The organism is Rossellomorea sp. LjRoot5 (assembly GCF_964253455.1).
In the GTDB taxonomy this organism is placed as follows: Bacteria; Bacillota; Bacilli; order Bacillales; family Bacillaceae_B; genus Rossellomorea.
Map to the genome: position 1 here is coordinate 2,640,425 of NZ_CAXUQN020000001.1, position 26,131 is coordinate 2,666,555.

Annotated in this window: 29 protein-coding genes; all 29 read right to left on the reverse strand. The window is 42.8% G+C overall.

From position 1 onward, the window contains the following. Positions 1-136: 136 nt before the first annotated feature. Entirely contained in the window at positions 137-1,393 is a 1,257-nt protein-coding gene (gene rseP, locus ACSQ2E_RS13515) for an RIP metalloprotease RseP (protein ID WP_435991290.1), read from the reverse strand. A gap of 121 nt (positions 1,394-1,514) precedes the next feature. Further along, the gene (gene dxr / locus ACSQ2E_RS13520; protein WP_435994538.1) at positions 1,515-2,657 is read right to left on the reverse strand and encodes a 1-deoxy-D-xylulose-5-phosphate reductoisomerase; all 1,143 of its coding nucleotides are present in this window, start codon (positions 2,655-2,657) and stop codon (positions 1,515-1,517) included. A gap of 46 nt (positions 2,658-2,703) precedes the next feature. Beyond that, entirely contained in the window at positions 2,704-3,492 is a 789-nt protein-coding gene (locus ACSQ2E_RS13525) for a phosphatidate cytidylyltransferase (protein ID WP_435991292.1), read from the reverse strand. After that, positions 3,492-4,283: an isoprenyl transferase gene (locus tag ACSQ2E_RS13530; protein ID WP_435991294.1), complete on the reverse strand. Its 792-nt coding sequence runs from the start codon at positions 4,281-4,283 to the stop codon at positions 3,492-3,494. Before ACSQ2E_RS13530 ends, ACSQ2E_RS13525 begins: the two co-directional genes overlap by 1 nt. 278 nt (positions 4,284-4,561) lie before the next feature. Then, complete coding sequence (gene frr, locus ACSQ2E_RS13535) at positions 4,562-5,119, reverse strand: ribosome recycling factor (RefSeq protein ID WP_098440752.1); 558 nt, start codon at positions 5,117-5,119, stop codon at positions 4,562-4,564. Continuing rightward, on the reverse strand, positions 5,119-5,844 hold the full coding sequence (pyrH, locus tag ACSQ2E_RS13540; RefSeq protein WP_435991297.1) for a UMP kinase: 726 nt from the start codon (positions 5,842-5,844) through the stop codon (positions 5,119-5,121). Before pyrH ends, frr begins: the two co-directional genes overlap by 1 nt. 87 nt (positions 5,845-5,931) lie before the next feature. Next, on the reverse strand, positions 5,932-6,813 hold the full coding sequence (gene tsf, locus ACSQ2E_RS13545) for a translation elongation factor Ts (protein ID WP_258263276.1): 882 nt from the start codon (positions 6,811-6,813) through the stop codon (positions 5,932-5,934). Between the two features lie 150 nt (positions 6,814-6,963). After that, on the reverse strand, positions 6,964-7,671 hold the full coding sequence (gene rpsB, locus ACSQ2E_RS13550; RefSeq protein WP_034760179.1) for a 30S ribosomal protein S2: 708 nt from the start codon (positions 7,669-7,671) through the stop codon (positions 6,964-6,966). Between the two features lie 159 nt (positions 7,672-7,830). Beyond that, complete coding sequence (locus ACSQ2E_RS13555; protein WP_435991300.1) at positions 7,831-8,340, reverse strand: DUF6115 domain-containing protein; 510 nt, start codon at positions 8,338-8,340, stop codon at positions 7,831-7,833. 149 nt (positions 8,341-8,489) lie between these two features. Further along, positions 8,490-9,248, reverse strand: coding sequence for a FliA/WhiG family RNA polymerase sigma factor (locus tag ACSQ2E_RS13560; RefSeq protein WP_435991302.1), 759 nt, complete (start codon positions 9,246-9,248; stop codon positions 8,490-8,492). Positions 9,249-9,323: 75 nt separating this feature from the next. Beyond that, a complete protein-coding gene (locus tag ACSQ2E_RS13565; protein WP_435991304.1) occupies positions 9,324-9,821 on the reverse strand; it encodes a chemotaxis protein CheD in 498 nt (165 codons plus the stop codon). Further along, positions 9,818-10,426: a chemotaxis protein CheC gene (locus tag ACSQ2E_RS13570; RefSeq protein WP_435994540.1), complete on the reverse strand. Its 609-nt coding sequence runs from the start codon at positions 10,424-10,426 to the stop codon at positions 9,818-9,820. The genes ACSQ2E_RS13565 and ACSQ2E_RS13570 overlap by 4 nt, the downstream gene beginning before the upstream one ends. A 42-nt stretch (positions 10,427-10,468) precedes the next feature. Beyond that, positions 10,469-10,915, reverse strand: coding sequence for a chemotaxis protein CheW (locus ACSQ2E_RS13575; protein WP_435991306.1), 447 nt, complete (start codon positions 10,913-10,915; stop codon positions 10,469-10,471). A gap of 12 nt (positions 10,916-10,927) precedes the next feature. After that, entirely contained in the window at positions 10,928-12,964 is a 2,037-nt protein-coding gene (locus ACSQ2E_RS13580; protein WP_435991308.1) for a chemotaxis protein CheW, read from the reverse strand. Positions 12,965-12,979: 15 nt separating this feature from the next. Then, positions 12,980-14,056: a protein-glutamate methylesterase/protein-glutamine glutaminase gene (locus ACSQ2E_RS13585; protein WP_435991310.1), complete on the reverse strand. Its 1,077-nt coding sequence runs from the start codon at positions 14,054-14,056 to the stop codon at positions 12,980-12,982. 9 nt (positions 14,057-14,065) lie between these two features. Then, entirely contained in the window at positions 14,066-14,926 is an 861-nt protein-coding gene (locus ACSQ2E_RS13590; protein WP_435991312.1) for a MinD/ParA family protein, read from the reverse strand. Continuing rightward, a complete protein-coding gene (gene flhF, locus ACSQ2E_RS13595; protein WP_435991314.1) occupies positions 14,907-16,076 on the reverse strand; it encodes a flagellar biosynthesis protein FlhF in 1,170 nt (389 codons plus the stop codon). Before flhF ends, ACSQ2E_RS13590 begins: the two co-directional genes overlap by 20 nt. Then, positions 16,073-18,109, reverse strand: a complete 2,037-nt coding sequence (flhA, locus tag ACSQ2E_RS13600; RefSeq protein WP_435991316.1) for a flagellar biosynthesis protein FlhA — start codon at positions 18,107-18,109, stop codon at positions 16,073-16,075. Before flhA ends, flhF begins: the two co-directional genes overlap by 4 nt. Positions 18,110-18,127: 18 nt before the next feature. After that, entirely contained in the window at positions 18,128-19,210 is a 1,083-nt protein-coding gene (gene flhB / locus ACSQ2E_RS13605) for a flagellar biosynthesis protein FlhB (RefSeq protein ID WP_435991318.1), read from the reverse strand. A gap of 1 nt (position 19,211) precedes the next feature. Beyond that, the gene (gene fliR, locus ACSQ2E_RS13610; protein WP_060669711.1) at positions 19,212-19,988 is read right to left on the reverse strand and encodes a flagellar biosynthetic protein FliR; all 777 of its coding nucleotides are present in this window, start codon (positions 19,986-19,988) and stop codon (positions 19,212-19,214) included. Positions 19,989-19,992: 4 nt separating this feature from the next. After that, positions 19,993-20,262 carry a flagellar biosynthesis protein FliQ gene (fliQ, locus tag ACSQ2E_RS13615; protein WP_435991320.1) on the reverse strand — a complete coding sequence of 90 codons (270 nt, stop codon included), beginning with the start codon at positions 20,260-20,262 and terminating at the stop codon, positions 19,993-19,995. Between the two features lie 14 nt (positions 20,263-20,276). Then, positions 20,277-20,942, reverse strand: coding sequence for a flagellar type III secretion system pore protein FliP (gene fliP, locus ACSQ2E_RS13620; RefSeq protein WP_435991322.1), 666 nt, complete (start codon positions 20,940-20,942; stop codon positions 20,277-20,279). Continuing rightward, complete coding sequence (locus tag ACSQ2E_RS13625; protein WP_435991324.1) at positions 20,935-21,573, reverse strand: flagellar biosynthetic protein FliO; 639 nt, start codon at positions 21,571-21,573, stop codon at positions 20,935-20,937. Before ACSQ2E_RS13625 ends, fliP begins: the two co-directional genes overlap by 8 nt. A 23-nt stretch (positions 21,574-21,596) precedes the next feature. Continuing rightward, entirely contained in the window at positions 21,597-21,959 is a 363-nt protein-coding gene (locus tag ACSQ2E_RS13630; protein ID WP_034760212.1) for a response regulator, read from the reverse strand. A 38-nt stretch (positions 21,960-21,997) separates the two neighbouring features. Continuing rightward, a complete protein-coding gene (gene fliY, locus ACSQ2E_RS13635; protein WP_435991327.1) occupies positions 21,998-23,158 on the reverse strand; it encodes a flagellar motor switch phosphatase FliY in 1,161 nt (386 codons plus the stop codon). Beyond that, complete coding sequence (gene fliM / locus ACSQ2E_RS13640) at positions 23,151-24,149, reverse strand: flagellar motor switch protein FliM (RefSeq protein WP_435991329.1); 999 nt, start codon at positions 24,147-24,149, stop codon at positions 23,151-23,153. The genes fliY and fliM overlap by 8 nt, the downstream gene beginning before the upstream one ends. Positions 24,150-24,177: 28 nt before the next feature. Beyond that, positions 24,178-24,588 carry a flagellar basal body-associated protein FliL gene (gene fliL, locus ACSQ2E_RS13645; protein WP_435994542.1) on the reverse strand — a complete coding sequence of 137 codons (411 nt, stop codon included), beginning with the start codon at positions 24,586-24,588 and terminating at the stop codon, positions 24,178-24,180. A gap of 11 nt (positions 24,589-24,599) precedes the next feature. After that, positions 24,600-24,815 (reverse strand): flagellar FlbD family protein, encoded by a 216-nt coding sequence (locus ACSQ2E_RS13650; RefSeq protein ID WP_435991331.1) that lies wholly within the window; start codon positions 24,813-24,815, stop codon positions 24,600-24,602. Between the two features lie 56 nt (positions 24,816-24,871). Then, on the reverse strand, positions 24,872-26,110 hold the full coding sequence (flgF, locus tag ACSQ2E_RS13655; RefSeq protein WP_435991333.1) for a flagellar basal-body rod protein FlgF: 1,239 nt from the start codon (positions 26,108-26,110) through the stop codon (positions 24,872-24,874). Positions 26,111-26,131: the final 21 nt, after the last annotated feature.

Sequence of the window (26,131 nt, forward strand, 5' to 3'; positions counted from 1 at the left end):
ACCTCATACCATATAGATTATTTATGTAGTGTAAGAATTTCCTTCTCACTATTTTAACTTAAATGAACAGGCAGTAACACCCTCATTTTTTGATTACAAAGGGAGAAACTGCCTGTTTTGTTTCATTCGTTGAATTCTAAAGGAAAAATCTTTGTATGTCATTCCATGTTACGACGAGCATGAGTACCATGAGAAGGGCGAATCCGACGAAGTGGACCATTCCTTCCATTTGACGATCTACAGGTTTTCCTCTGACCGCTTCTACGGCGAAGAATAGAAGTCTGCCTCCATCAAGGGCCGGAATCGGTAATAGATTCATGATTCCCAGGTTGATGCTGAGGATTGCTGCCCATCTCATCAGATAGTATATTCCTGATTTCGCCACTACGTCTGTCGATTGATAGATTCCCACTGGTCCTGATAAGGCATCGATGGAAAATTCTCCAGACACGAGCTTCCCTAACAGTACAAAAATCATTTTGGTCCATTCATAGGTTTGCTGGGCACTGTTTGAGACGACCTTGAGTGGTGACTTCTCCACGGGGCTGTGAACACCGATGATCCCTATCTCTTTGCCTTCGATTTCCTGAGGCTTTGGAGTGACAGGGATCTCAGCATTTGAACCATCCCGGTCAACATTGAATCTCAGTTCATCTCCCGGATGTTTCTGAATAACCGTCACAATATCTTCCCAAGTGGATATTTCTTTCCCGTCGATACTCATGACGATGTCATTCTTTTGAAGGCCTGCCTCTTTCGCTGCCCCGTCTTCAGTCAATTCCCCAAGTACCGGGTCGTTTGTGGGTACACCCTGTAATAGACCGACTAGGATAAAGATAAAGAAGGCCAAAATGAAATTAAATAAAGGTCCGGCAAAGATGGCCAATGCCCTTTGGGGAAGGGTCTTGGAAGCGAATTGACGATCCCATGGGGCAATTTGCGTTTCCACACCATCTTCAATGAATACCGCATCGCGTGAAATAGGGAAGGTTTTCAATTCTTCCTCGTCTTCCTCATATCCACGGATATGCAGTCTATGTTCGAGATCCGCTTCTTCCACTTCGATGACACGAATATTAGGATAGCGATCTTTATTATTCATGACAATTTTAACGATCTTTTCATCCTGATCGAGTACAAGCCCCACACGATGACCCGCCTTGAGCTCCACCATTTCCGGATCCTCTCCGGCCATCCGCACAAAGCCCCCCAGCGGCAGTAAGCGAATGGTGTAGGTTGTTTCATCCTTTTTATAAGAAAATACTTTAGGACCAAATCCTATGGCAAATTCACGACATAGGATCCCTGCACGTTTAGCGAAGATTAAATGCCCAAGTTCATGAAAAAATACTAAAGCCCCAAAAATAACAATAAAGGCAATCACCGTTTGCAAATAAAAAACCACCTTTTTTATAACCTGTTGGTAACAGATTTAAATGTTAAAGTATCCCGCAAGAAACATGTCCACTATCATTCTACGTAACAGTCTGTGTAAACATGCTAAAGACTCTTGCCTACAACCAACTTGAAACGAGTCGACGGGTCTCGAGATCTATTTCATGTATGGTTTCAAGGTCAGGTCTATGTATTACCTGGTGGGCATTCATAGCCTTTTCAATATATGTTTCTATGTCGAGGAAAGATATTTTATTATCCAGGAACAGCGCTACGCTTGCTTCATTTGCGGCATTCAGCACCGTCGTCATACTCCCCCCGATCTTTCCCGCTTCGTATGCAAAAGCCAGGCACCGGAAGCGATTTAAATCCATTTCTTCAAAATGGAGTTTTCCTATTTCTACAAGGTCCAGCCTTTTCCCAGGCCTTTGAAGCCTGTCTGGATAGGTAAGGGCGTATTGAATGGGAACACGCATATCCGGTGTCCCCAGTTGGGCCATGACAGATGAGTCATGAAATTGAATCATCGAGTGGATGATGCTTTCCCTGTGTTGAACAACGTCGATCCGCTCGTATGGAATATCGAACAACCAATGAGCCTCAATGACCTCTAACCCTTTGTTCATCATGGATGCCGAGTCGATGGTGATCTTAGCTCCCATTGACCAATTTGGATGATTCAGCGCTTCATGTACCGTGACACCGACCAATTCTTCCCTCGTACGATCTCTGAAACTTCCACCGGACGCTGTAATGATTAACTTTTCGATGTTCTTTTCCCGTTCTCCCTGAAGTGCCTGGAAGATGGCGGAATGTTCACTATCCACCGGCAGCAGGGACGTCCCTTTTGCCCTCGCTGCTTCCATTACTAGATGACCGGCTGTTACAAGAGTTTCTTTGTTCGCGATCGCAATCGTTTTCCCAGCCTCGATGGCTTGAAGGGTAGGATATAACCCTACACTACCAAGTACAGCATTCACAAGGATATCGGCTTCCTGGTGACACGCTACTTCCACTAATCCTTCTTCACCATGAAGGACTTTTACAGATGAAGGAAATTCCCTCGATAATGTTTCAGCATCTTCTTTACGCTGTACGGATACGAGCCTGGGATTGAATTCAGTGATCATGTTCCTGGCTTCTTCTATATTTTTGCCGACAGACATGGCTGTCAGTCTAAATTCTTCAGGATGTTCCCTGATGACATCCAGGGTTTGTGTCCCAATGGACCCTGTAGCACCCATCAAGCTGATTTTCTTCAACACCTACACTCCTCCCGATTACAACCTTCCTCACATTAAATCAATGTTATAACAGAAAGTGAAGAAGGGGTAAAACAAATAACAAGCTATCGAAACGATCCAGCATACCACCGTGTCCCGGCAGTAATTGTCCTGAATCCTTCACTTTGTAGTGCCTTTTCAGAGCAGACTCCACTAAGTCCCCTATCTGCCCAAAAATAGATAGAATCGCTGTCACGATCACAAGTTTAGGGATGGACATATCAAGATCGATGAAAAACGTCATGATGACACCCACGATGACAGCACAGATGATGCCACCAACGAATCCTTCAACGGTCTTATTCGGGCTGATTTCCGGCCATAGCTTCTTTTTCCCCATTGCTCTGCCGATGAAATAAGCACCCGAGTCGGTTGCCCAAATGATAAATAACGCATAAAAGACATATTGCACGCCATTTTCTAATAATCGAATTTCCATGAAATAAAAGAAACCGATCCCCACATACAAAACGCTTAAAAGTGAATACGCCACATCATCAAAATTGAAGCGATTCTTGGTCGCCACTGTATACGTTAAAAATAATAGCACGGCAAGAAAGGCAAGCTCAATCTTGGAGTATCCGAAATCTGTAATGATCCCGATTGTTTCCGTCGGAATGAGGAACACCCACAAAAGAGCAAGGGATAACAAGCCCGGGATGCTGAAAATCCAACGCCCCCTCATCTTTAAAGCCTCGTATAAACTGATGGAAGCGATCAGATACATTAAAATAATGAATGGCGTTTCGCCAAAAATGATGATTGGTAAAAATATCGCTGCCGCTACCACTGCTGTAATAATTCTTTGTTTCATTAGGATTCCTCGCTTTGTAACCCACCAAATCTTCTTGAACGACCTTGATATGCCTCGATGGCTTCAACTAGATGTTCCTTACCGAAATCCGGCCACAGTACATCTGTGAAAAAGAACTCGGTATAAGCCAATTGCCAAAGCATAAAGTTACTTAAGCGGATTTCTCCACTCGTTCGAATAAGCAGGTCTGGATCTTTTAAATCTTTAGTCATCAAATAACTTGAAAACAGTTCTTCGTTTAAATCACTCTCATCTAGTATTCCATTCTGGACATCTTTTAAGACATGCTTCATAGAATCGATGATTTCTGACCGGCTGCCGTAATTCAAAGCAAAGTTCAGGATTAGCCCGTCATTGTGCTTTGTTGCTTCCATGGCCTTTTTAACGGCGGTCCTAGTATGGATAGGCAAAGCATCCGGAGAGCCCATCATCTTCACTTGCACATTTTCTTCAACCAATTCGGGAAGAAACGTCCCCAGAAATTCCTCTGGTAATTTCATAAGGAACTCTACTTCCATTTTAGGGCGTTTCCAGTTCTCTGTAGAAAAGGCATATAAGGTCAAGGCTTCGAGTCCCAGTTCATTTGCCAATTTGGTAATCTTGCGGACACACTTCATGCCTTCATGATGTCCTGCCACCCTTGGCAACGCTCTTTTTTTGGCCCATCGCCCATTACCATCCATAATGATCGCTATATGACCCGGAATCGGGTGTTTTAGTAATTCCTGAAATCGATCATCCACTTCCTCGGAAGTTTGCTGTCGTTTCCATTGTTTAAGCTTGTTTAGCATAAAAAATCCTCCACCAACAATCCAAAAAATATTTACCTTTACTATCATATCAAAAAACAAGGAAGATATCTTTAAGAAAATAGATTATGTATATTCAAGTAGATATTAGAACGTTTTGTCCAGGTCGTTCGCCCAATCACGACCGGAACAAAACGCTCCCTCAGAGAAAAGGAAAGCTATGTCGTTTATTCTTGGCTCTCTACCAAAACAAAGGGACCGGCCCATAAGGAATATGAGTTCACTTACAGGACAGCCCCTAATGATTCGTTTATGAAAGATTACACTTCCAGCATTTCTTGTTCTTTATCTTTTGCGATGTTATCAATTTTGACGATACTTTCATCTGTCGCTTTTTGAACATCATCAGAGTAACCACGAAGATCATCTTCAGTGATGTCACCGTTCTTCTCTTTTTTCTTCAATTCATCGTTAGCATCACGGCGAATATTACGGATGGCGACCTTTGCATCTTCCGCTTCTTTTTTCACAAGCTTCACAAGCTCCTTGCGTCGCTCTTCCGTTAGAGCAGGAACGACGATACGGATGATGTTCCCATCACTTGTAGGTGTAATGCCCAGATCCGATTTTAGGATTGCCTTCTCGATGTCACCTAGAGCGGATTTGTCATAAGGCTGTATGACAAGCATACGGGCTTCAGGAATAGAGATTCCAGCTAATTGATTGACTGGTGTCGGCGCACCATAGTAATCAACCGAGATCTTATCGAGCAGTGAGGCATTGGCTCTTCCTGCACGGATGCTCGCTAACTCACGTGAAAATGTTTGAATGGCTTTTGTCATTCTTTCTTTTGCATTTGTGATGATCGTGTTTGGCATTATGATTTCCCCCTTACGATTGTACCGATATTTTCACCAGTGATGGCTCTCTTGATATTTCCGTTCTCCATAATTGAGAATACAATAAGCGGAATATCATTGTCCATACATAGAGAAGATGCGGTTGAATCCATTACGGCTAAGCCTTCCTTCAGAACATCTAAATAGGATAGTTCTTCATATTTAACAGCCGTTTCGTCCTTCTTAGGATCTGCTGAGTATACACCATCTACGTTGTTCTTAGCCATAAGAATCACTTCTGCTTCGATTTCCGCCGCTCGGAGCGCAGCTGTAGTATCCGTCGAGAAGTATGGATTACCTGTACCTGCCGCAAAGATGACAACCCGTTTCTTCTCTAGGTGACGGATGGCTCTGCGTCTAATGTATGGCTCTGCCACTTGGCGCATATCAATGGATGTTTGAACCCTTGTTTCGATTCCCATCTGTTCTAGACTGTCTTGAAGAGCCAAAGAGTTCATGACGGTCGCTAGCATCCCCATATAATCTGCAGATGCACGATCCATTCCCATTTCACTGCCTATTTTACCACGCCAGATATTTCCTCCGCCAACGACAACTGCTACTTCTACATCAAGTTCAGCGATTTCTTTTACTTCTTCTGCTACATTTTTAATGACAGAAGGATTAATTCCGAAGCCATCATCACCTGCTAATGCTTCTCCACTAAGTTTAAGAACGACACGTTTGTATTTCGGAACGCTCATGGGAACCTCCATAAAATAGAATTTTTCTTGAAAAATAGGGAACACACTAGGTGTTCCCTACTAAATAATGTTCAACTTTAGCTGATCTTATTTGTTAACTTGATTCATTACTTCTTCAGCGAAGTTTTCTTGACGCTTCTCAAGACCTTCTCCTACTTCGTAACGAGTGAAATCAGTTAAAGTAGCTTTGTTTGCTTCCAGGTATTGACGTACTTTTTGGTCTGGATTCTTAACGAATGTTTGATCCAGGATACAGATATCCTCAAAGTATTTACCAAGGCGGCCTTCCACCATTTTTTCAACGATGTTTTCAGGCTTTCCTTCGTTTAGTGCTTGTTGTTTAAGTACTTCACGCTCACGTTCTACTTCTTCAGCAGAAACCTGATCGCGGGAAACGTACTTAGGATTCAATGCTGCAGCGTGCATCGCAACATCTTTCGCTACACTTGCGTCAGTCGTACCTTCCACTACTGTAAGAACGGCAATGCGGCCACCCATGTGCAGGTATTCACCGAACGCAGCGTTATCATCTTTTGTACGGATTTCAAAACGGCGAAGAGTAAGCTTTTCCCCGATTTTAGCGATGGCAGCGTTGATGAATTCATTTACAGTTGAACCATTTGCCATTTTTTGCTCAAGAGCTTCTTCAACAGATGCCGGCTTGTTGGCAAGAAGATGATCAGATAGTTCTTTAACAAGGTTTTGGAAGTTTTCGTTTTTCGCAACGAAATCTGTTTCTGCGTTCACTTCAAGAATGATTGCAGTGTTTCCTTCGCTTGCAATGTAAGTAGTTCCTTCAGCTGCGATACGGTCCGCTTTTTTAGCTGCTTTTGCGATTCCTTTTTCACGTAGGAAGTCAATTGCTTTGTCCATGTCTCCGTCAGTTTCTGTTAACGCTTTTTTACAATCCATCATTCCAGCGCCAGTTTTCTCACGAAGTTCTTTAACCATTTGTGCAGTAATTGCCATAGTGGGTTTCCTCCTTAGATTGACTATGTAGACTTCAGGGACCTATTGGTATGAGTCATAAATGTACCGACACTCTGGTAGAGTGCAGTACATGTGAATATTCTTTAAAAAAAGGTGATAAGGGTAAGCCCTCTTATCACCTTTCGTTGATTACTCAGCTGCTACAGCTGCTTCTTCACCTTGCTTAGCTTCTAAAATAGCATCCGCCATTTTACCTGTCAGAAGCTTGACCGCGCGGATCGCATCATCATTCGCAGGAATGACAACATCGATTTCATCCGGATCACAGTTTGTATCAACGATACCCACGATAGGGATATGAAGTTTACGAGCTTCTGCTACTGCGATACGCTCTTTACGAGGGTCGATGATGAATAATGCATCAGGTAGCGTGTTCATATCTTTGATTCCGCCTAAGAATTTAACTAAGCGCTCATGTTCTTTTTTAAGTTGTACAACTTCTTTCTTCGGAAGTACTTCAAACGTACCGTCTTCTTCCATCTTTTCGATGTTTTTAAGACGTGTAATACGCTTTTGGATTGTTTCGAAGTTTGTAAGTGTTCCACCTAACCAACGTTGGTTGATGTAGTACATACCTGCACGTTCTGCTTCTTCTTTAACAGACTCCTGTGCTTGTTTCTTTGTTCCTACGAAAAGAACTTTACCGCCGTTACCAGCTAGCTCTTTCACGAAGTTATAAGCTTCTTCAACCTTTTTAACTGTTTTTTGAAGGTCGATGATGTAGATGCCGTTACGCTCAGTGAAGATGTATCTCTTCATCTTTGGGTTCCAACGGCGAGTTTGGTGTCCGAAATGTACACCAGCTTCAAGCAATTGTTTCATAGAAATTACTGACATGTGTGTTTCCTCCTAAATGGTTTTGTTTTTCTCCTCCGTTTCCGTCATCTGGAAAGTAGAAACTATTTAACAAAATAGCACCATCTACCCCAATCGAGAAACGTGTGTAATCACACCATGAATACTATAGCATACCTATCCCAGACAGGCAAGGACTTCCTACATAATTTGACGAAATTTCAGCAGGAGCTCGATTTCTGTTTGACCTTTCCCGAGAGATTCAGCTATTTCTTCAATTGACATCCCTTTTTTCTTTAAAGCCAAGACTTTTTGCAAGAGTGGGTCTTGTTCGGATTCTTTGGTTTGATACTCGGGGTCCGGCCCATGGTCTTTCATCTGTTTATAAGCTTTTGAAGCGCGCTTATATCCTCCACCTGTCCACTTTGTGACATTCTCAGAAGACCGGGGATCCTCTTGTTCATTTTCTTCGGTGTGAAAGACGTTTTCTTTGTCGTTATGGACTTGTGTACTGAATTTTCGCATGAATTCATCATTTTCTTCTTTCATTTCAATCAGATAAGCTGAAATGATATCTTCCATTTCAACAATGATCTTCTTTTGCTCTTTTTCCATGTTTACAAAGCGGTTTTGCCTTGAGTATAAAATGACGATTGAAAGCAGGGAAACGATATTTAGAAGAAAAGATATAAATAGTAGAAATGTTACCATGTCATCACCCTATTTTTTTGATTTTACTACTTCTTTCAGCTTGTTTTTTTCCGGCAAAGAAAAGGACCGCTCCCGTAAGCGTATACTCCAGGGACAGTCCAACAGTGTGTATTGTTTTTGGGTTAATGCACCCTTATTTTTCACAGCATTTATGAGCCCAGTAGATTTCGTAATTTGAAAATGGATTTTGAATGAATCTGCGAAATCCTGGATGTAGACAAGCTCATGACTTCCCCGATTTCTGTCAGCGTCAGTTCTTCCTTATAGAATAAACTTAACACAAGCTGCTCTTTCTCTGAAAGGGTCAAGATCGTTTTCTCTAATTCATTCAGTTTTTCACCTTTCAATACTTCTTCTTCGGGTGAAATCGTTTTATGATCTTTAATGGAATAGTTTTGAGATTCGTGATCGTCATCAGTCAATTGCTCATCCATGGAAAGGACATTGGCAAAGAAATGCTCATTTGTGGTCTGGTATACTTCATCCGGCGTCATCTCCAATGAAGCGGCTACTTCCTCTGCGGTCACGTGACGTAAAAGCGTTTGTTCGAGTTCCACGGTCCTGGCCTCGATCTTCTTCGCCCGGTCCCTTGTAGACCGGGGAAGCCAGTCTTCCTTTCTCAGCCCATCAAGGATCGCCCCTCTGACCCGGAACGACGCATATGTATCAAACTTTAAATCTCTTGTAGGATCAAACTTCTGAAGTGCGTCCAGTAACCCCATCAAACCAAGACTCTTAATATCTTCTCTCGAGACGTTCCTTGGCAGGCCAACGGAAATTCGCTGCACATGATACGACACAAGTGGCATGTACTTTTTCACTAACATATCTCCGGCTTCTGTATCACGACTGTTGATCCATTTCTCCCAATATTGTTGTTCATCTGTTCGAGTGGGTTGTTGAGACATAAGAATCCTCCTTGCTGACTAATTCTTTCATGGAAACGCTTAGTGATTGATTTTACCTGAGCAGAATGAATGACTTCACAATTCCTTTGTACCTTCATTTACCGTACGTACCTGAAGAATGCCTGTGGACGTAAAGAATTCGATCGTTCTTCCTTTGTTGCCCCCTAAATCCTCGGAAACCACCGGCACTCCATGCTTCAATAGGGCAAATTTTACAGCTTCCGCATTTCTTGGACCGATCCTCATCACGTCACTCTTCGATTGAAATTGAAACATTTGGGCACCACCGGCCATTTTGCACTGAAGTCTTTTAATGCTTGCCCCACGGCTTCTTAGTTGACCTATGAGTTCTTCGATCCCTGTGTCGGCGTATTTGGCGGGATTCGGTCTTGTTTCATTACCGATCGAGGAGTGAGGAAGCATCACATGGACCATTCCGGCCAGTTTGAGAAAATCATCATATAAAACGACCCCGACGCACGATCCAAGACCCGAGGTGCGGATCGAGCCTTCGCCCTCGACGATATTCATATCCGCAATTCCGACCTTTACTACAGTGCTTGTTCCCATCATAGGCTTACACCCAATGATTGAAAAATGATTTCAAAGGAATCGGGATCCGGCAAGAGGAAGAAGTGTCCCTTCACACTTTCAGACTCCTCTACTTCTTCTTCTTTAAGGGCAGTGTCTATCACGATTGCATAATCGCTCACCTGGGATATTTCCAGTAATCCACAACCGATGATTGCTCCTGCCATGTCAACGGATAGAGCAGGAACGGATGGGAGAAGCTTAAGATTTGTAAAGTCAGACAGGGAAGATAAATATGAACCCGAAAGAATATTCCCCAATTCCTGCATGGCAGAAAGCCCCAGTTCTGAATAAGGGGGGGCATTAAAAGAGAAGGAGCGATCCCGGATCATGCTCCGGATATACATAGACGCCTGTTCAAGTGGCAACAGGAAGAACATACTCCCTGGTGCCTCCCCTTCAATCCGTAAGAATACACTTACGACCACATTGTCAGGTCCTCCTGCCATTTCCATCATTTCATCAAATGAAACGACTTGAACGCTCGGTACTTTCATATCAATCTTCTTATCCAGCAGAGTGGAAAGGGCAGTCGCAGCATGACCCGCCCCTATATTACCGATTTCTTTCAATATATCTAAATGCATCGATGTTATCTTTTTTTCATAGCCCAAACCTATTCTCTCCCCTTAGATGGATTGAAGTATTTTATCTAAATGGAGAATGATCAGAAGTCGTTTGTTTTGCTTTACGACTCCACCGACGTACTCAGCTTCGACGACTCCCACAACTTCCGGGGAGGGTTCAATCGATTCTCTGGAAACATCCAGCACATCATTGGCAGCATCCACGATCAAACCAACCTCTTTATCCTCTAATCCTGCAATGATCACACGTGTACTGTCAGTCGGCTCTGAAACTGGTAAATCGAATCTGCTCCTTAAGTCGATAATTGGTGTCACAACCCCGCGCAAGTTGATCACACCTTTAACATAGGAGGCAGTTCTCGGTACTCTTGTAATATGTTCCAGCTTCTCGATGGATCGTACCTGGTGCACTGGAATGGCATATTCCTTATCCACCAATTGAAATACGATAAGCTTTAGATCTTCCACTGCATCTATTATTTCACTCATTACCCTTACCTCCTATTTTATTAACGCATTGCAATCAACAATCAGCGCTACTTGCCCGTCTCCTAAAATGGTCGCACCGGAGATCGCAAATACATCGTTTAAATAATTCCCTAAGGATTTCAATACAACTTCCTGCTGACCAATAAAGGAATCGACGACTAACCCGGCCATTTTTTCACCTTTTCGTACAATGACAACAGAATACAATTCTTCATCTTTGGAATGTTTAGGTACTTCAAATACATCCTCAAGGAACAGCAATGGCACAACTTTACCCCTGAAATCAATCACTCTCTGATTATGAGTTTTCATGATTTCTTCCTTTTTCACAATTGCCGTCTCAATAATGGAAGATAGAGGAATGGCATACTTTTCGTCTTGGATTTCTACCAGCATGACAGAAATGATCGATAAGGTGAGTGGCAATTGGATAGAAAACAATGACCCCTGCCCTTCCGTGGAATCAATCGTAATGGAACCACCAAGAGACTCGATCGTCGCTTTTACAACATCCAATCCGACTCCTCTTCCGGAGATATCCGAAATTTGTTCGGCTGTAGAGAATCCTGAAGCAAGTATGAGTTCATAGATTTGTCGATCGGTTAATGTATGAACGGCTTCACCTGAGACGATTCCTTTCTGGAACGCTTTCTCGAGGACCCTCTCTTTGTTGATACCCGCTCCATCGTCTTCCAGTTCGATAAAGACATGATTCCCACTATGATACGCTTTCAGCTTGACGGTTCCCTGTTCCGGCTTTCCGTTTTTCACACGGAGTTCCGGCATTTCAATACCATGATCCAATGCGTTTCGTATCAAGTGAACAAGAGGGTCACCTATTTCATCTATTACCGTTCGATCAAGTTCCGTTTCTGCACCGATGATTTCTAATTCGATTTTTTTATTCAAATCCCGTGCAAGCTGTCTGACCATTCGTGGAAAGCGATTAAATACGGTTTCAACAGGCACCATACGCATATTGAGGATGATGTTTTGCAAATCACCTGATATTCTTGTCATTCTTTCCACTGTTTCATTTAACTCAGGATTATTCAATTCCTTGGAAATTTGTTCTAATCTTCCCCTATCAATGACCAGCTCCTCAAAAAGGTTCATAAGAACATCCAGTCGTTCAATGTTGACTCGAATCGTTTTATTGGAAGGATTCGAATGCTTTGTAACGTTTCCGGCAGGTTTTGAAGCGTCCTGTCCTTTCACTTCAACTTCTTTCTGTGCCGGCTCTGTAATGGCATCCTCTATTTGATTCTGATTCAGCAAATCCAGGCTCGTCAATTCCACAACAGAGACTTCGTCCACTTCAGATACTTTGCGCACCGCACTCTCTATATGGACTGCCTCTTCTTTAGACACCACGGCAATAACGAAGGAATGGTCGAATTGCTCCTCCTCAAGCTGATCTACTGTCGGAAGGGACTTAATGACTTCACCTAATTTCCCCAACACTTCAAAGACCATATACACCCTGGCAGCTTTAAGCAGGCAATCCTCCCGGAGTGAAACGGAAATTTCAAAACAACGGAATCCTTGTTCATGGGATTGTTGAATGACCGTTTGCTCAAAGGCTTCATACTGCATGGAAAATGTCTGTCTTTCAGCAGGTTCCGCAGTTGCAGCGACCTCACTTTCAACAAGTATTGCGTGTAGACCTTCCCCTTTTTCTATAGCCTCAAGCATCGCTACGACTTCTGTGACATCCCGCTTTCCATCCCCTCCATCGGCAATAGAGAACACCATTGCTTCCAGATCATCGACGGATTTAAACACAACATCCAATATTTCAGGTGAAACCTTTATTTTTTCATTCCTGATTGCATCGAGAACATTTTCCATTTTATGGGTAAGATTTGCTAAATCCTCATAACCCATCGTGGCAGACATCCCTTTAAGGGTATGAGCAGAACGAAAGATTTCATTGACAATCGTAAGATCTTCCGGATTTTTCTCCAATTCAAGCAATTGCTCATTGCAGGTTTGCAGATTTTCTTTACTTTCTTCTATAAACACTTCTAAGTATTGACTCAACTCCATGTGCTCCACACCTTCCTACACCATGTATGTCATAATTGATCGAGGGATATCCCCGATATGTTCCACCCTGTCCACTAATCGTGTAGCGATAGCCGATTTTGGCATCCCGAACACAATACAAGTCTCTCTTGATTCTGCAATAGCTTTTACTTCGCCTTGCTCTTTAAGCTTGATCAGTCCTTCCGAACCATCAGCACCCATCCCGGTCAAAACCACAGCTATTTTGGCATAGTGTCGAATCAGGCTTGCAGACTCGAACAAAATGTCAACCGAAGGTCTATGACCATTTCTCGGATCCTCTTTCGAAAGTTGGATCGATAATTGTCCGCCAGTTTCTACCACCTTCGTATGTACACCGCCCGGGGCAATATAGGCCGTTCCTTTTACGAGAATTTCACCGTGTTCGGCTTCCTTCACATTTATCGAGGCTTGACCATCCAAACGGTTGGCGAGTGATCTTGTAAATCCCGGGGGCATATGCTGAACGACAACGATTGGCGCATCCAGCTGACGGGGTAACCCTGTCAATACGTTTTGTAAGGCCCGTGGGCCACCTGTCGATGTTCCTATCAGAATCACCTTAGGGGATTTCACTCCCCATGGACGATCATTCGGTAATGGTTCAGTCATTTCAAGTGAGCCGATTTCGGGGTCATTTGCTGTTTCCCGCTGAAACGTCCTGGTTATTTTCCTCACATTCACCTTGCTTGCAGCCACTACTTTTTCAACCATTTCATCTTGAATCTTATGAAGATCCAAAGAAATGGTCCCTGATGGTTTCGTTACGAAATCGACAGCTCCAAGCTCCATGGCTTTAACTGTCTCCTCCGCCCCATCAAGTGTAGTGGAAGAAAGCATGACGACAGGGACAGGGCACTCCTCCATAATTCTCCTTAACGCATCTATCCCATTCATCTTCGGCATTTCTACATCAAGGGTTACGACATCGGGTCGAAGTCTTTTAATCTTAGCAATTGCGTCTTCACCATTCCTTGCAATCCCTATCACTTCTAGCTGTTTGGTGCTCGTTAAAAATTCACTGATAAGTTTTCTCATAAATGCTGAATCATCTACAACTAGAACCTTTTTCATTCAGGGCTTTTACCTCCCAAAAAATAATTTTCTAAATGACCTTACAAACCCTGTCCCTTTACGATCCCTGGACTCCCTCGTACCTGTCAGGCGATGTACCATCGTATGCAGGCTCAGTGTCATGGCTGATGCAGGATAACCCACAACGATCGGCGTTTGGTGAATGACGGCCTTCCTGACAGCTGAGTCCTCTGGAAGCACCCCCAGGGATACGATTTCCTTATGGAGGAACTTCCTCACTGTTTCTTGTAATCTAGTAATGGTTTGAAGTCCTTCATTCTTGAATTCAGCCCGATTACATAAGAGATAGAAGGGTTTTTCCCCGTCCCTCAGGTAGATATATTTCATCATAGAATAGGCGTCGGTAATGGATGTCGGTTCAGGAGTGGTGACAACAATGATTTCATCCATGGCGAGGAGGAATTCAAGTGTTCCCTTCGTAGCACCTGCCCCCATATCGAATAGAATATAATCATACTTATGGATGGCGTATTCCATTACTTCGAAAAATCGTTCCATTTGCTTTTCTTTCCACTCCACTATATTCTTTAGGCCATTACCCCCACTTATGTAAGAGATGCCATGAATATTTTCACATATAATCGTGTCGATATCTAGTTCTTTTTCCTCAATATAATCCATGATGGAGTATGAATGATGGCTTCCAAGTAGAATATGAATGTTCCCCATCCCTATATCGAGATCAAATAATAGTACCTTCTTATTCTCTTTACCAAGCAGGATGGAGAGGTTTGTAGAAATATTCGATTTACCGACCCCTCCCTTTCCACTTACGATCGCAATGGTTTTAGCAGGTTCAGAATCGGACAGGAGCATTTTCCTCCTAAGGTTATATGCTTGATCTTTCATAGCTGAATCCTTTCATGAGCATACTTACGATTTCATCCTCTTTCACCTCAGTAATATCCTCAGGGACATCCTGGCCATTCGTTACGTAGGCTGCACCGATCTTCACTTCAGACATCATATTGATCATGCTGCCATAACTTGATGTCTCGTCTGATTTCGTAAAGATAAAACGATCAATATCAATAGAAGAAAATTGAGTAATGATTTCCCTCATATCCTGCTCTTTACTTGTCAATGATAGAACCAGGTAGGTTTCCATTTGTTGATCGAAATCGATGATCTTTTGCAAATCCGCTACATATTTTCTTTCCCTGAAGTTACGACCTGCTGTATCAATGAACACATGATCGTAGTCCACGAACTTCTCGATTGCTTTATTGAAGTCCTCCATTTTATAGACCACTTCAACGGGAACATTCAGGAGACCCGCATAAGTTTTCAATTGTTCAATCGCTGCGATTCGGTATGTGTCCGTAGTGATAAAGGCAATTTTCATACGTTTCTCTATCACTGCTTCAGCGGCCATTTTGGCTAGCGTCGTAGTTTTACCCACACCCGTAGGACCAATGACATTGATATATTTCCTGTTATAACTTATTCCACCAAAGGTGATTTCTTTTAAATATTGGTGAAAAAAACGTTTCACTTCATTATGAGCCCATTCATCCTTATTGATGGCTTGAACCGATTCACTTGTGATATTTTCTTCCATCGCTTCCCCCAATTGAAACAGAGTGGAGTCACTTACGTCCTGTTTCTTAAGGTGGAGGAGAACTTCCTTTACATCATCACTGAATTTATCAAAATGATCCCTGGATTTCAGGGAAGAAATCATTTGCTTTAATTCCTTTAATTCTACTTCTACCAATCGATTGGAGTCATGCTCAGTCTTCTTTTCTTTTTCCAAGGAAGGTTTAATGACCGATGTTGAAGCCTGCTTCGTTTTCACCCGGCTGATTTCCAGTCTTTCTTTTTCAACCTCCGGGTCAATGGCTGCGATGACTTGAATCATTTTTTTCCTGAACAATCCCATAAAGCCTCCTGTGTATGAGACTTTGGAATTTAAAATGACTGCATCTTCACCCAGTTCAGCCCTGACCTTCTTCATTGCTTCATTCATAGATGGAGCCGTGTACTTCTTTACTTTCATCCAACATTCACCACCCCTAAACTTTGTACTTCTACATTTGCCTCTAATTCGTTATACGAAATGATTGGTACCTGTGGGAAATATCTTTCCGTTAACTGTCTTACATACATTCTCACAGCAGGAGAACAAAGAATGACGGGGGATTCCTCCATAAGGGAGAGCTGCTCCACTTGAGAGGCGACAGCTTCCAGAATGCTCTGCGAATCATTGGGATCCATGGATAAATAGTTGCCATGTTCTGTTTGCTGAATGGCATCCGCAATCATTTTCTCCACCTTGCCGCTCATGGTGACCACCTTTAATGAAGTGTCCCCTTGAACATATTGATTCGTGATTTGCCTGGCGAGTGACTGTCTTACATACTCCGCTAACAGGTCTGTATCCGAACTCATCTTCCCGTAGTCGGCAAGTGTCTCGAAGATGATCGGTAAATTCCGAATGGAAACATTTTCTTTTAATAGTTTGGAGAGTACCTTTTGTACTTCTCCCACGGTCAATGGATTCGGTGTCACTTCCTCAACAAGTATCGGATAGGATTCCTGCAGATGATCAATGAGCTGCTTCGTTTCCTGTCTCCCTAGAAGTTCATGTGCGTTATTCTTAATCAATTCCGTGATGTGGGTTGACACCACTGAAGGAGGATCTACTACGGTATATCCGAAAATTTCTGCCTGCTCTTTCATATCTTCTGATATCCATTTAGCGGGAAGGCCGAATGACGGTTCGACCGTATCGATCCCTTCAATGGAGTCATCTTCCACCCCTGGACTCATCGCCAGATAGTGATCTAAGAGGAGTTCCCCACGAGCCATTTCATTTCCTTTGATCTTCAACCTGTATTCGTTAGGTTGAAGCTGGATATTATCCCGGATCCTGACAACAGGGATGACTAGGCCAAGCTCGATGGCCAATTGTCGTCTGATCATCACGATCCTGTCAAGAAGGTCTCCCCCCTGGTTTGTATCTGCAAGTGGAATCAATCCATATCCGAACTCAAATTCAATCGGATCGACATTAAGGAGGTTTACGACACTTTCAGGACTCTTCATTTCGTCCTGCTCCACTTCTTCTTCCATTTCCATCATGTCTGTTTCACTTTCTTTAGGCGTCCTTGACAACATATAACCACCGATCCCGAGTAAGGCTGCTACCGGTATCGTCAAAATATCGTTGATTGGAGTGGCTATGCCAAGCATGAAAATGGTGAACCCGGATACATAGAGCATGACAGGATAAGCCAGCAGCTGATTCATGATGTCCTGCCCCAGGTTTCCTTCAGACGCAGCCCTTGTCACCACGATACCTGTTGCTGTAGATATTAACAGAGCAGGGATCTGACTGACGATCCCGTCGCCGACTGTCAGAAGTGAGTAACGGGTTGCTGCCTCTGCGATAGGAAGCCCCTGTTGAGTCATACCGATGATGATTCCAAATATCAAGTTGATCAAGACGATAACGATCCCGGCGATGGCATCCCCCTTGACAAACTTGGATGCTCCGTCCATCGCACCATAGAAATCCGCTTCTCTCCCTACTTTTTCACGGCGATTTCTTGCATCGTGCTCAGAGATCATACCGGCATTTAAATCGGCATCGATACTCATTTGTTTCCCGGGCATGGCATCGAGTGTAAATCGTGCGGCAACCTCTGATACACGCTCAGACCCTTTCGTGATAACAATAAATTGAATGACGATTAAAATAATGAATACAACAAGTCCAACAAGGATATTCCCACCTACAACGAATGTTCCAAAGGTTTCCACAACGTCCCCCGCTTCACCCTTACTAAGGATCGATCTCGTTGTGGAAACATTTAGACCCAGTCTGAAAAGCGTCAATAATAATAATAGGGATGGAAATATTGAAAACTGTAATGGTTCATTCATGTTCATGGAGATTAGGAGGACAAGTAATGCAAGTGAAATATTCATGATGATCAATAAACTCAATAACCAGGATGGGAATGGAATAATAAGCATGGCCACGATTAATATAACACTGGCTAAAACGGATAAATCTCTTGCTGACATTGTTTTTCTCCTAACTGCTTACATCTGGTTTTTAATTCGGTAAACATAAGCTAAAATTTCTGCTATTGCCTTAAAAAATTCTTCAGGGACGGCATCGCCGATTTCTGCCGAGTCGTAGAGCGAACGGGCCAGAGGCCGATTCTCTACCATGACGACGTCATTTTCACCTGCGATGTATTTTATTTTCTGTGCAAGGTAATCAACGCCCTTTGCCACGACATACGGGGCATCCATTTTATCCTCATCATATTTAAGGGCAATGGCAAAGTGGGTGGGATTGGTGATCACCACATCTGCTTCTGGTACTTCCTGCATCATGCGCCGCATGGCCATCTCCCGCTGCCTTTGCTTAATCTTAGACTTGATGAGGGGGTCACCTTCAACGTTTTTATGTTCGTCTTTCAGGTCCTGTTTTGACATTCGTATGTTTTTCTCAAAATCGTATTTCTGATAAAGAAAATCAAAAAGAGATAAGAATAACAACGCAAGAGATGCTGCAATCCCCATTTGGATCGTCAGACTTGCCATGGTCGTCAAGGAATCTCCCACCGATTTAAAGGACAGACTCAACACCCGGTCGATGTTCATCCATAGAACGACAAAGGTAATGGCCCCTACAAATGAAATTTTCAGGATGGATTTTAGTAATTCGACAATGGCACGCAGGGAGAAAATCCGCTTAAATCCTTTAATGGGATCGATCTTCTCTAATTTAGGCTGTAAAGGCTCTGTCGTGAACATCACACCTACTTGTATATAGTTGGAGATCAAGCCGGCAATGAGGGCGACGAGCATGATAGGACCAAGTAACAGGGCAAGCTCCTTCATTAGGTCCATGGTGATGACATGAACGGTATTTTCTGTAAGGTCCATGAGCATGTATTCCTGAAACGTTTGATGAAACAAATCAAACACGATATCCCCTATATAAGAAGCACTGAAGGTAAGAAATAAAAAGACAGCCAGCAGAATGATGGCCGTATTGACATCCTGACTTTTTGCTGTTTGACCTTTTTTTCTGGCGTCATCCCTTTTTTTGGGGGTTGCTTTCTCTGTCTTTTCCCCACTGAAATACTGTAGGTCTAATGATAGCCACTTCAATTTAGGTGCCTCCAATAATTTTCATTAAATCCCTCATGGTTACAAACATCATTTCAAACAATTTCTGCATGACCGTAAATGTGACCCCCATCACTATGAATAATACGATAAAGGCTACCCCGATTTTTATGGGAAACCCAACCACAAAGATATTTAACTGGGGTACGGTCCTCGCTACAATTCCTAATGCCACATCTACAAGGAAAAGAGTCGCGACGACAGGAATGGACATCTGAAAAGCGATGATGAACATGGAATTAAAGGACGTAATGACATATTCGATTAAGTTCTCATTTCCAAATGGAATCCAAGGAGAATCGATCGGAATCAATTGATAACTGTAAAAAATCCCATCGAGCAGTAAATGATGACCATTAAGGGCGAGCAATAACAATAGGGCGAATGTGTACAAATATTGTCCCGTCAAAGGACTTTGGGCTCCGGTTTGAGGGTCAATCACGTTCGCAATGGCAAACCCCATTTGAAAATCAATGAAGCCCCCAGCTATTTGAATAGCCGTTACAATCATGTAAGCAACAAAACCGATCAAAAGACCGATCATGGCTTCTTTCATGATCAAAAGGAAGTATTGTCCGTTGATTTCAAATGCCTTTGAGTCGATCGTATAGTACATAACCCATGAAAGTACCACTGAGAAGGCGATTCGATGCTGAGCAGGTATATTTCGATATGAAAACAGCGGCATCGTGACAAAAAATGCCGAAACCCTCACAAAAACGAGTAGATATACCGATAGAATAGGTACGAGCTCTTCCATACTACTACCCTACGAACCTTGTTAAATCTGAAAAAATCTGCGAAGTATACGTCACAAGCTTAGTTAACATCCAAGGCCCAAAGAAAACGATGCCGATCATCACGGCAACAATTTTCGGAATGAATGCAAGTGTCTGTTCTTGAATTTGGGTTGTCGCCTGAAAAATACTTACAATCAACCCGACGACCAGGGCCAGTAGCAGTAATGGGCCTGAGACGACGAGGGTAACATAGATACCCCTCTCTGCTATGGCAATTACGGATTCAGCATTCATTGTAACTCACCTACTTAAAAACTTTGTAAAAGAGATTTTATTACTAAATACCAGCCATCCACTAAAACAAACAGTAAAATTTTGAACGGCAATGAAATCATGACAGGTGGCAGCATCATCATACCCATCGACATCAAGACACTCGCTACAACCATATCGATGACCAAAAATGGGATGAAAATCATAAATCCTATCTGAAAAGCCGTCTTGATCTCACTCAATGCGAAAGCTGGCACTAAGGATGTGAGAGGAATATCTTTCACTGATTCGGGACGTTCAGCCCCTGAATATTCCAGAAACAATTCCAAATCCTTTTGTCTTGTCTGCTTACTCATAAATTCTTTAAATGGAATCGAAGCCTTACTGTATGCCTCTTCCAGATTGATCTCTTCATTAAAAAGAGGTGTCAACGCTTCATCATTCACCTCTTGGAAGGTAGGAGCCATAATAAAAAAAGTAAGAAATAAAGAAAGTCCGATCAATACCTGATTCGGAGGCATTTGCTGAGTGGCAAGGGACGTACGGACGAAGGACAAGACGATCATGATCCGGGTAAATGATGTCATTAATATCAGAATACTGGGTGCAAGTGATAAGACGGTAAATAGTAACAGCAGCTTTACACTTGTCGACACATCATCCGCTGAGCTACTATTGAAAAACTCCATGAACTCATTCATCTGACTGTTTCCCCTTATTCTTTAACTCCTCGAGCATTTTTTTCCTTCCCTTGTTCATTTCCTCAAGCTGTAATTTCAACTGAGCTTGAAATGACCTGTCCGTCTTATTCGGTGAAGAGCCTTTGACTCTGTTCATTAAGCTTGAAACGGCAGACTTGGTATCGGGAAATTGAGATTCCTCATAATAGGAAAGAATCTCTTCTTTTTCCTTTTCATCCCTTACCTCTTTCAATAGCTGAATGTCTTCACCCACACCCAGGACCAGTACCTGTTTGCCTACCTTTACTATCTGTACTGACCGGTTCCCCCCAAGTGGGGTCCCCCCTAAATGATTGATTAATTTTGTTTGCTGAAACGATCTTCCTTTTTGATTAATGAACTTTAATAAAAAATATATGAGTGCCACTACAAAGATAAGTGCAACGATCATCTTGAGGTAATCTAAAAACGTAACGGAAGTGGCCAGTCCTGATTCAGAACCTTCCACTTCATCCGTTTGCTGCCCCTCGCATGTATCTGGATGCTCTATGCAGTCTTTCACATTATTCACTTCAGCAAATGCTGTACTATCCCCGGCGGCTGCCGAGAAGATGAAAAGCAATATTGCAAATAGAATTTGAAACTTTTTCAATACATGCACCTTCTTATTAACTGTTAGCTTAACGCTTTCTGGATCGCTTCGATTACACGATCGGCCTGGAACGGCTTTACGATAAAATCCTTCGCTCCAGCTTGAATCGCATCGATGACCATGGCTTGTTGGCCCATGGCTGAACACATAATGATTTTCGCAGAGGCATCAATCGACTTGATTTCCTTTAAGGCAGCGATACCATCTTTTTCAGGCATTGTAATATCCATCGTCACAAGATCGGGTTTTAACTCCTTGTATTTATCCACAGCCTGACTTCCATCCGCTGCTTCCCCTACTACGTCAAAACCATTTTTCGTTAAAATATCTTTAATCATCATCCTCATAAAGGCTGCATCATCTACAATTAGAATCTTATTCGCCATTACCCTCATCCTCCATCATCTCAAATATATATCTTCCATTATTTTAATTTTTTAATACGATCACTCTGACTTACAATGTCGGTGATCCTGACACCGAAGTTCTCATCGATGACAACGACTTCCCCCTTGGCCATCAACTGGCTGTTCACAAGGATATCGACCGGCTCTCCCGCTAACTTATCAAGTTCGATGATCGAACCAGAAGATAATTCCAGGATGTCTCTGACTGAACGATTTGTTCTTCCGAGCTCCACGGTCACTTGAAGAGGAATATCCAATAGCATATTTAAATTTTTACTTTCCTGTTGTCCCAGTTTTGCAGGCTCGAAGCTACTGAACGTAGCCGGTTGTACATGCACGGGCTCAGATTGCCCGCTTTGTCCCCCCAGATGCTGAGAGTGGGAGTGGTGAGTCGTGTTCGCACTTTCCGCAATACCACTATATACCGGTTCAGGATCGGCTTTCGGTGCTTCCACACTCGGCGCGGACGTTGCCGCCACTTCCTTTGTGGCTCCGCCATTCATTAATTCATCCACTAAGCTTCTGGCAAAGGATAGCGGCAGGAGCTGCATGATATTAGAATCAATGAGATCTCCTATTTTCAACGCAAACGATACCTTTACAAGCAGGTCTTGATCTGGTATGTTTTCTTCCCCTTCTCCTTGGGGAATGTACATGAGATCAATGGATGGAGGTGAAATATCCACTTTCTTACTGAATACAGTCGACATGGATGTAGCAGCTGAACCCATCATTTGATTCATAGCCTCTTGTACAGCGCTGAGCTGAATTTCACCGAGATCCCCAGATGGATTTCTTCCATCGCCACCAAGCATCAAGTCGGCAATGATGGACGCATCCGATTGTTGGATCACAAGCAAATTCACACCGGAGAACCCTTCGGTATATTGAACCTGAATGGCGACATAAGGATGAGGAAATTCCTCTTCTAAATAGTTCTTATTAATAATGGTAACTTTAGGGGTCGTAATTTCCACCTTTTGATTTAATAAAGTGGAAAGTGCTGTTGCAGAACTTCCAAACGAAATGTTCCCGATTTCACCCAAAGCATCTTCTTCTATTGAGCTGATGTAATCACTCATCTTAATCTCTTTGCGGGCTGCTGTATCTTCTTCAGGCTCCGCCGAACCACGAAGTAATGCATCTATTTCATCTTGCGATAACATATCATCACTCATCTTCGTCGTCTCCCCCCTTCAACGAATCTAAAATTTGCACTGCCATTTTTTTATTTGATTTACCAGGCTGTGCAGTAAATTTAGGAATCTCACCTACTTTAATAGTTAAAGGATCATCGATTCGGGTATTCATTTCAATGACATCACCAATCGAAAGCATAAGGAATTCTTCTATGGTGATATCCGATTGTCCTAATTCAGCCGCGATCGGAACTTGTGCCATCTTGATTCTTCTTTCTAGCTGAGCGGCTTCTTCAGGGTTGCTTTCTTTCCGCTTTGATTCCATCCAATAACTGCCGGATAGTTTCGGAAGGATCGGTTCCAATACCACATGAGGAATGCAAATATTGATCATTCCACTGGTCTCACCAATCGTTGTATTCAAGGAAATGACCACTACGGTTTCATTGGGAGAGACCATTTGCAGAAACTGGGGATTCACTTCAAATTCAGCGAACATTGGATCAACGTCCACCACTGTGCTCCAGGCTTCCCTGAGATTTTCAAACGCCTTTTCAAATAATTGACTCATGATTCTCGTTTCAATTTCTGTCAGACTCTCCACTTTATTGACACTGATCCCTCTGCCCCCCATGACTCGATCCATCATGGAATAAGCAATATTCGGGTTGATTTCCATGAGGATCCGTCCATCAAGTGGCGGCAGTTCATATACGTTCAAAATCGTCATTTTCGGTACGGAACGAATAAATTCCTCATAAGGAATCTGATCAGCAGAAGCTACATTAATTTGAACATACGTCCTTAGTTGTGCAGAGAAGTAGGTCGTTAAAATCCTTGCGAAATTCTCATGGATTCTCGTTAAGCTTCTGATCTGGTCTTTTGAAAAGCGCAGGGCTCTCTTAAAATCATATACTTTGACTTTCTTCTCTTCTTCTTCTTTCTTGAAATCATCCGCGCTCATCTCCCCGGTATTGAGGGCAGATAACAGAGCATCAATTTCACTTTGAGACAATATTTCACTAGCCATCCCTTCACCTCCAAACCTTTCAGGCTATTCATTGAATCATCATAGAGGTGATATATACTCTTTCTACCGCGCCTTCCTGCATAAGGGAGTTCACTTTGTCCTTAACCTTTGTCTCGACTAATTCTTTCCCTTTTTTTCCTTGCAGTTCTTCTGCTTTCAATTCAGAAAGCTCTTCTATGATGATATTATTCACTTGAAAATCCCTTTTCGCTAATTCTTTCTTAGCTTTCTTACTATCCGTTTGAATTTTAAATGAGATACGAATAAAGTCGTTGCTCATTAAATTCGTGGTCATTTCAGGTATGTCCACCGAGTTTTCAATCACTTCTTCGATGGAGGGATCTTTTGCTTTTTCATCCCCGGAAAACTTCAGCAATACCACCAGTGCTATGACACCGACGAGGGTAATGGTCACCAATGAAATCATCATGATGGTCATCGTTTTACTTTTCAATTTGTATTACCTCCCTCCTGGGGCAGATGAAGAAGACTCACTTTTTGAAAAAAAGTAAGTGAGCGGGAATTGACCTCATCCACTGTTTCTTTCACAACATACCGTCTACCATTTGTTAATAAAATGGTAGTATCGGGAAATGCTTCGACTGTTTCTATGTATAGGGCGTTCAACGTAAACGATTTACCATTCAGCCTGGTTAATGTAATCATTCATTTATTGGGAGTGACTGATCTCGTCAGCCACTCCCTTCCTCCCTTTCAAGAAATTAACGTTTCAAGTTTACGAGTTCCTGCAGGATTTCATCTGACGTTGTAATGATCCGTGTATTTGCCTGGAATCCGCGCTGAGCGACAATCATTTCAGTAAACTCCTCTGAGAGGTCTACATTGGACATTTCAAGTGCACCGGACTGAAGGGCTCCACGTCCTTCCCCTGCTACACCTTGGTTTGGAAGGCCTGAGTTATTGGAAGCCTGGAACAGATTATTACCTGCCTTTGTCAATCCGCCGGGATTAGAGAATGTGGCCATAGCCAACTGACTCAACACTCTTACTTCCCCATTTGAAAATACTCCGTTCACTTCGCCGGAAGAACCGATATTGAAGCTTTCTAGATACCCTTCTGAGTTTCCGTCAACTGTATCCACATTGGCAGAGGAGGAGCTGTCGAACTGAGTGATCTTGGAGAAATCAAGATCGATCGTTTGGGTTGTATTGGCACCTGTACTGTTATCAAGGGTCAACTTAAAAGGAACATATCCAGTAGGTGGTGCAATAACATTTCCTTCATTATCAAATTTAACAACTGCAGAAGTGGTGGCGGCATTTACAGAAACGTCATCTGTTAAACTTGATATGTCAACACTCCACTCGTTCATTCCTGTTTTTTCCATAATCAGTTTCAAACTGATATCCTTACCAAGTGAATCCTTAACTTTGGTCTCCAATTCCACTTTGGTCCCATCTGTGGCACTTGATTTCAAATTCCCATTATAAGTAGCTTTACTTGTAGCCTGAGGAGCCATTGTCGTGTTCGTGTCAATCTTTATATCCGTAGCGCCACTCTTATTGACCACTCCGGCCGCATCAACTGGATACCCCTGAACAAGATTACCCTGACCCGTCACAAGATTTCCGTTTGAATCCAGGTAAAAGTTGCCGGCGCGCGTGAACATTTCGTTATTTCCTTGTCTCACTACGAAGTACCCATCACCTGATATGGCGACATCCAATGAGCGTCCGGTAGTTTGAAGACTTCCCTGTGTCTGGATTGTATCGATCGATGATAATGACGATCCAAGCCCAATTTGCTTTGCGTTCTGACCTCCCCGGTTGTCTGTTGCCCTGCTGGCACCGGACACGGTTTGGTTCATGAGATCCTGGAACGTGACCCGGCCCTTTTTATATCCGTACGTATTGACATTGGCAATATTATTCCCGATTACATCTAATTTGGTTTGAAAGTTTTTCATTCCACTTATACCTGAATACATTGAACGTAGCATGAATGTTTTCCCCTTTCGTAT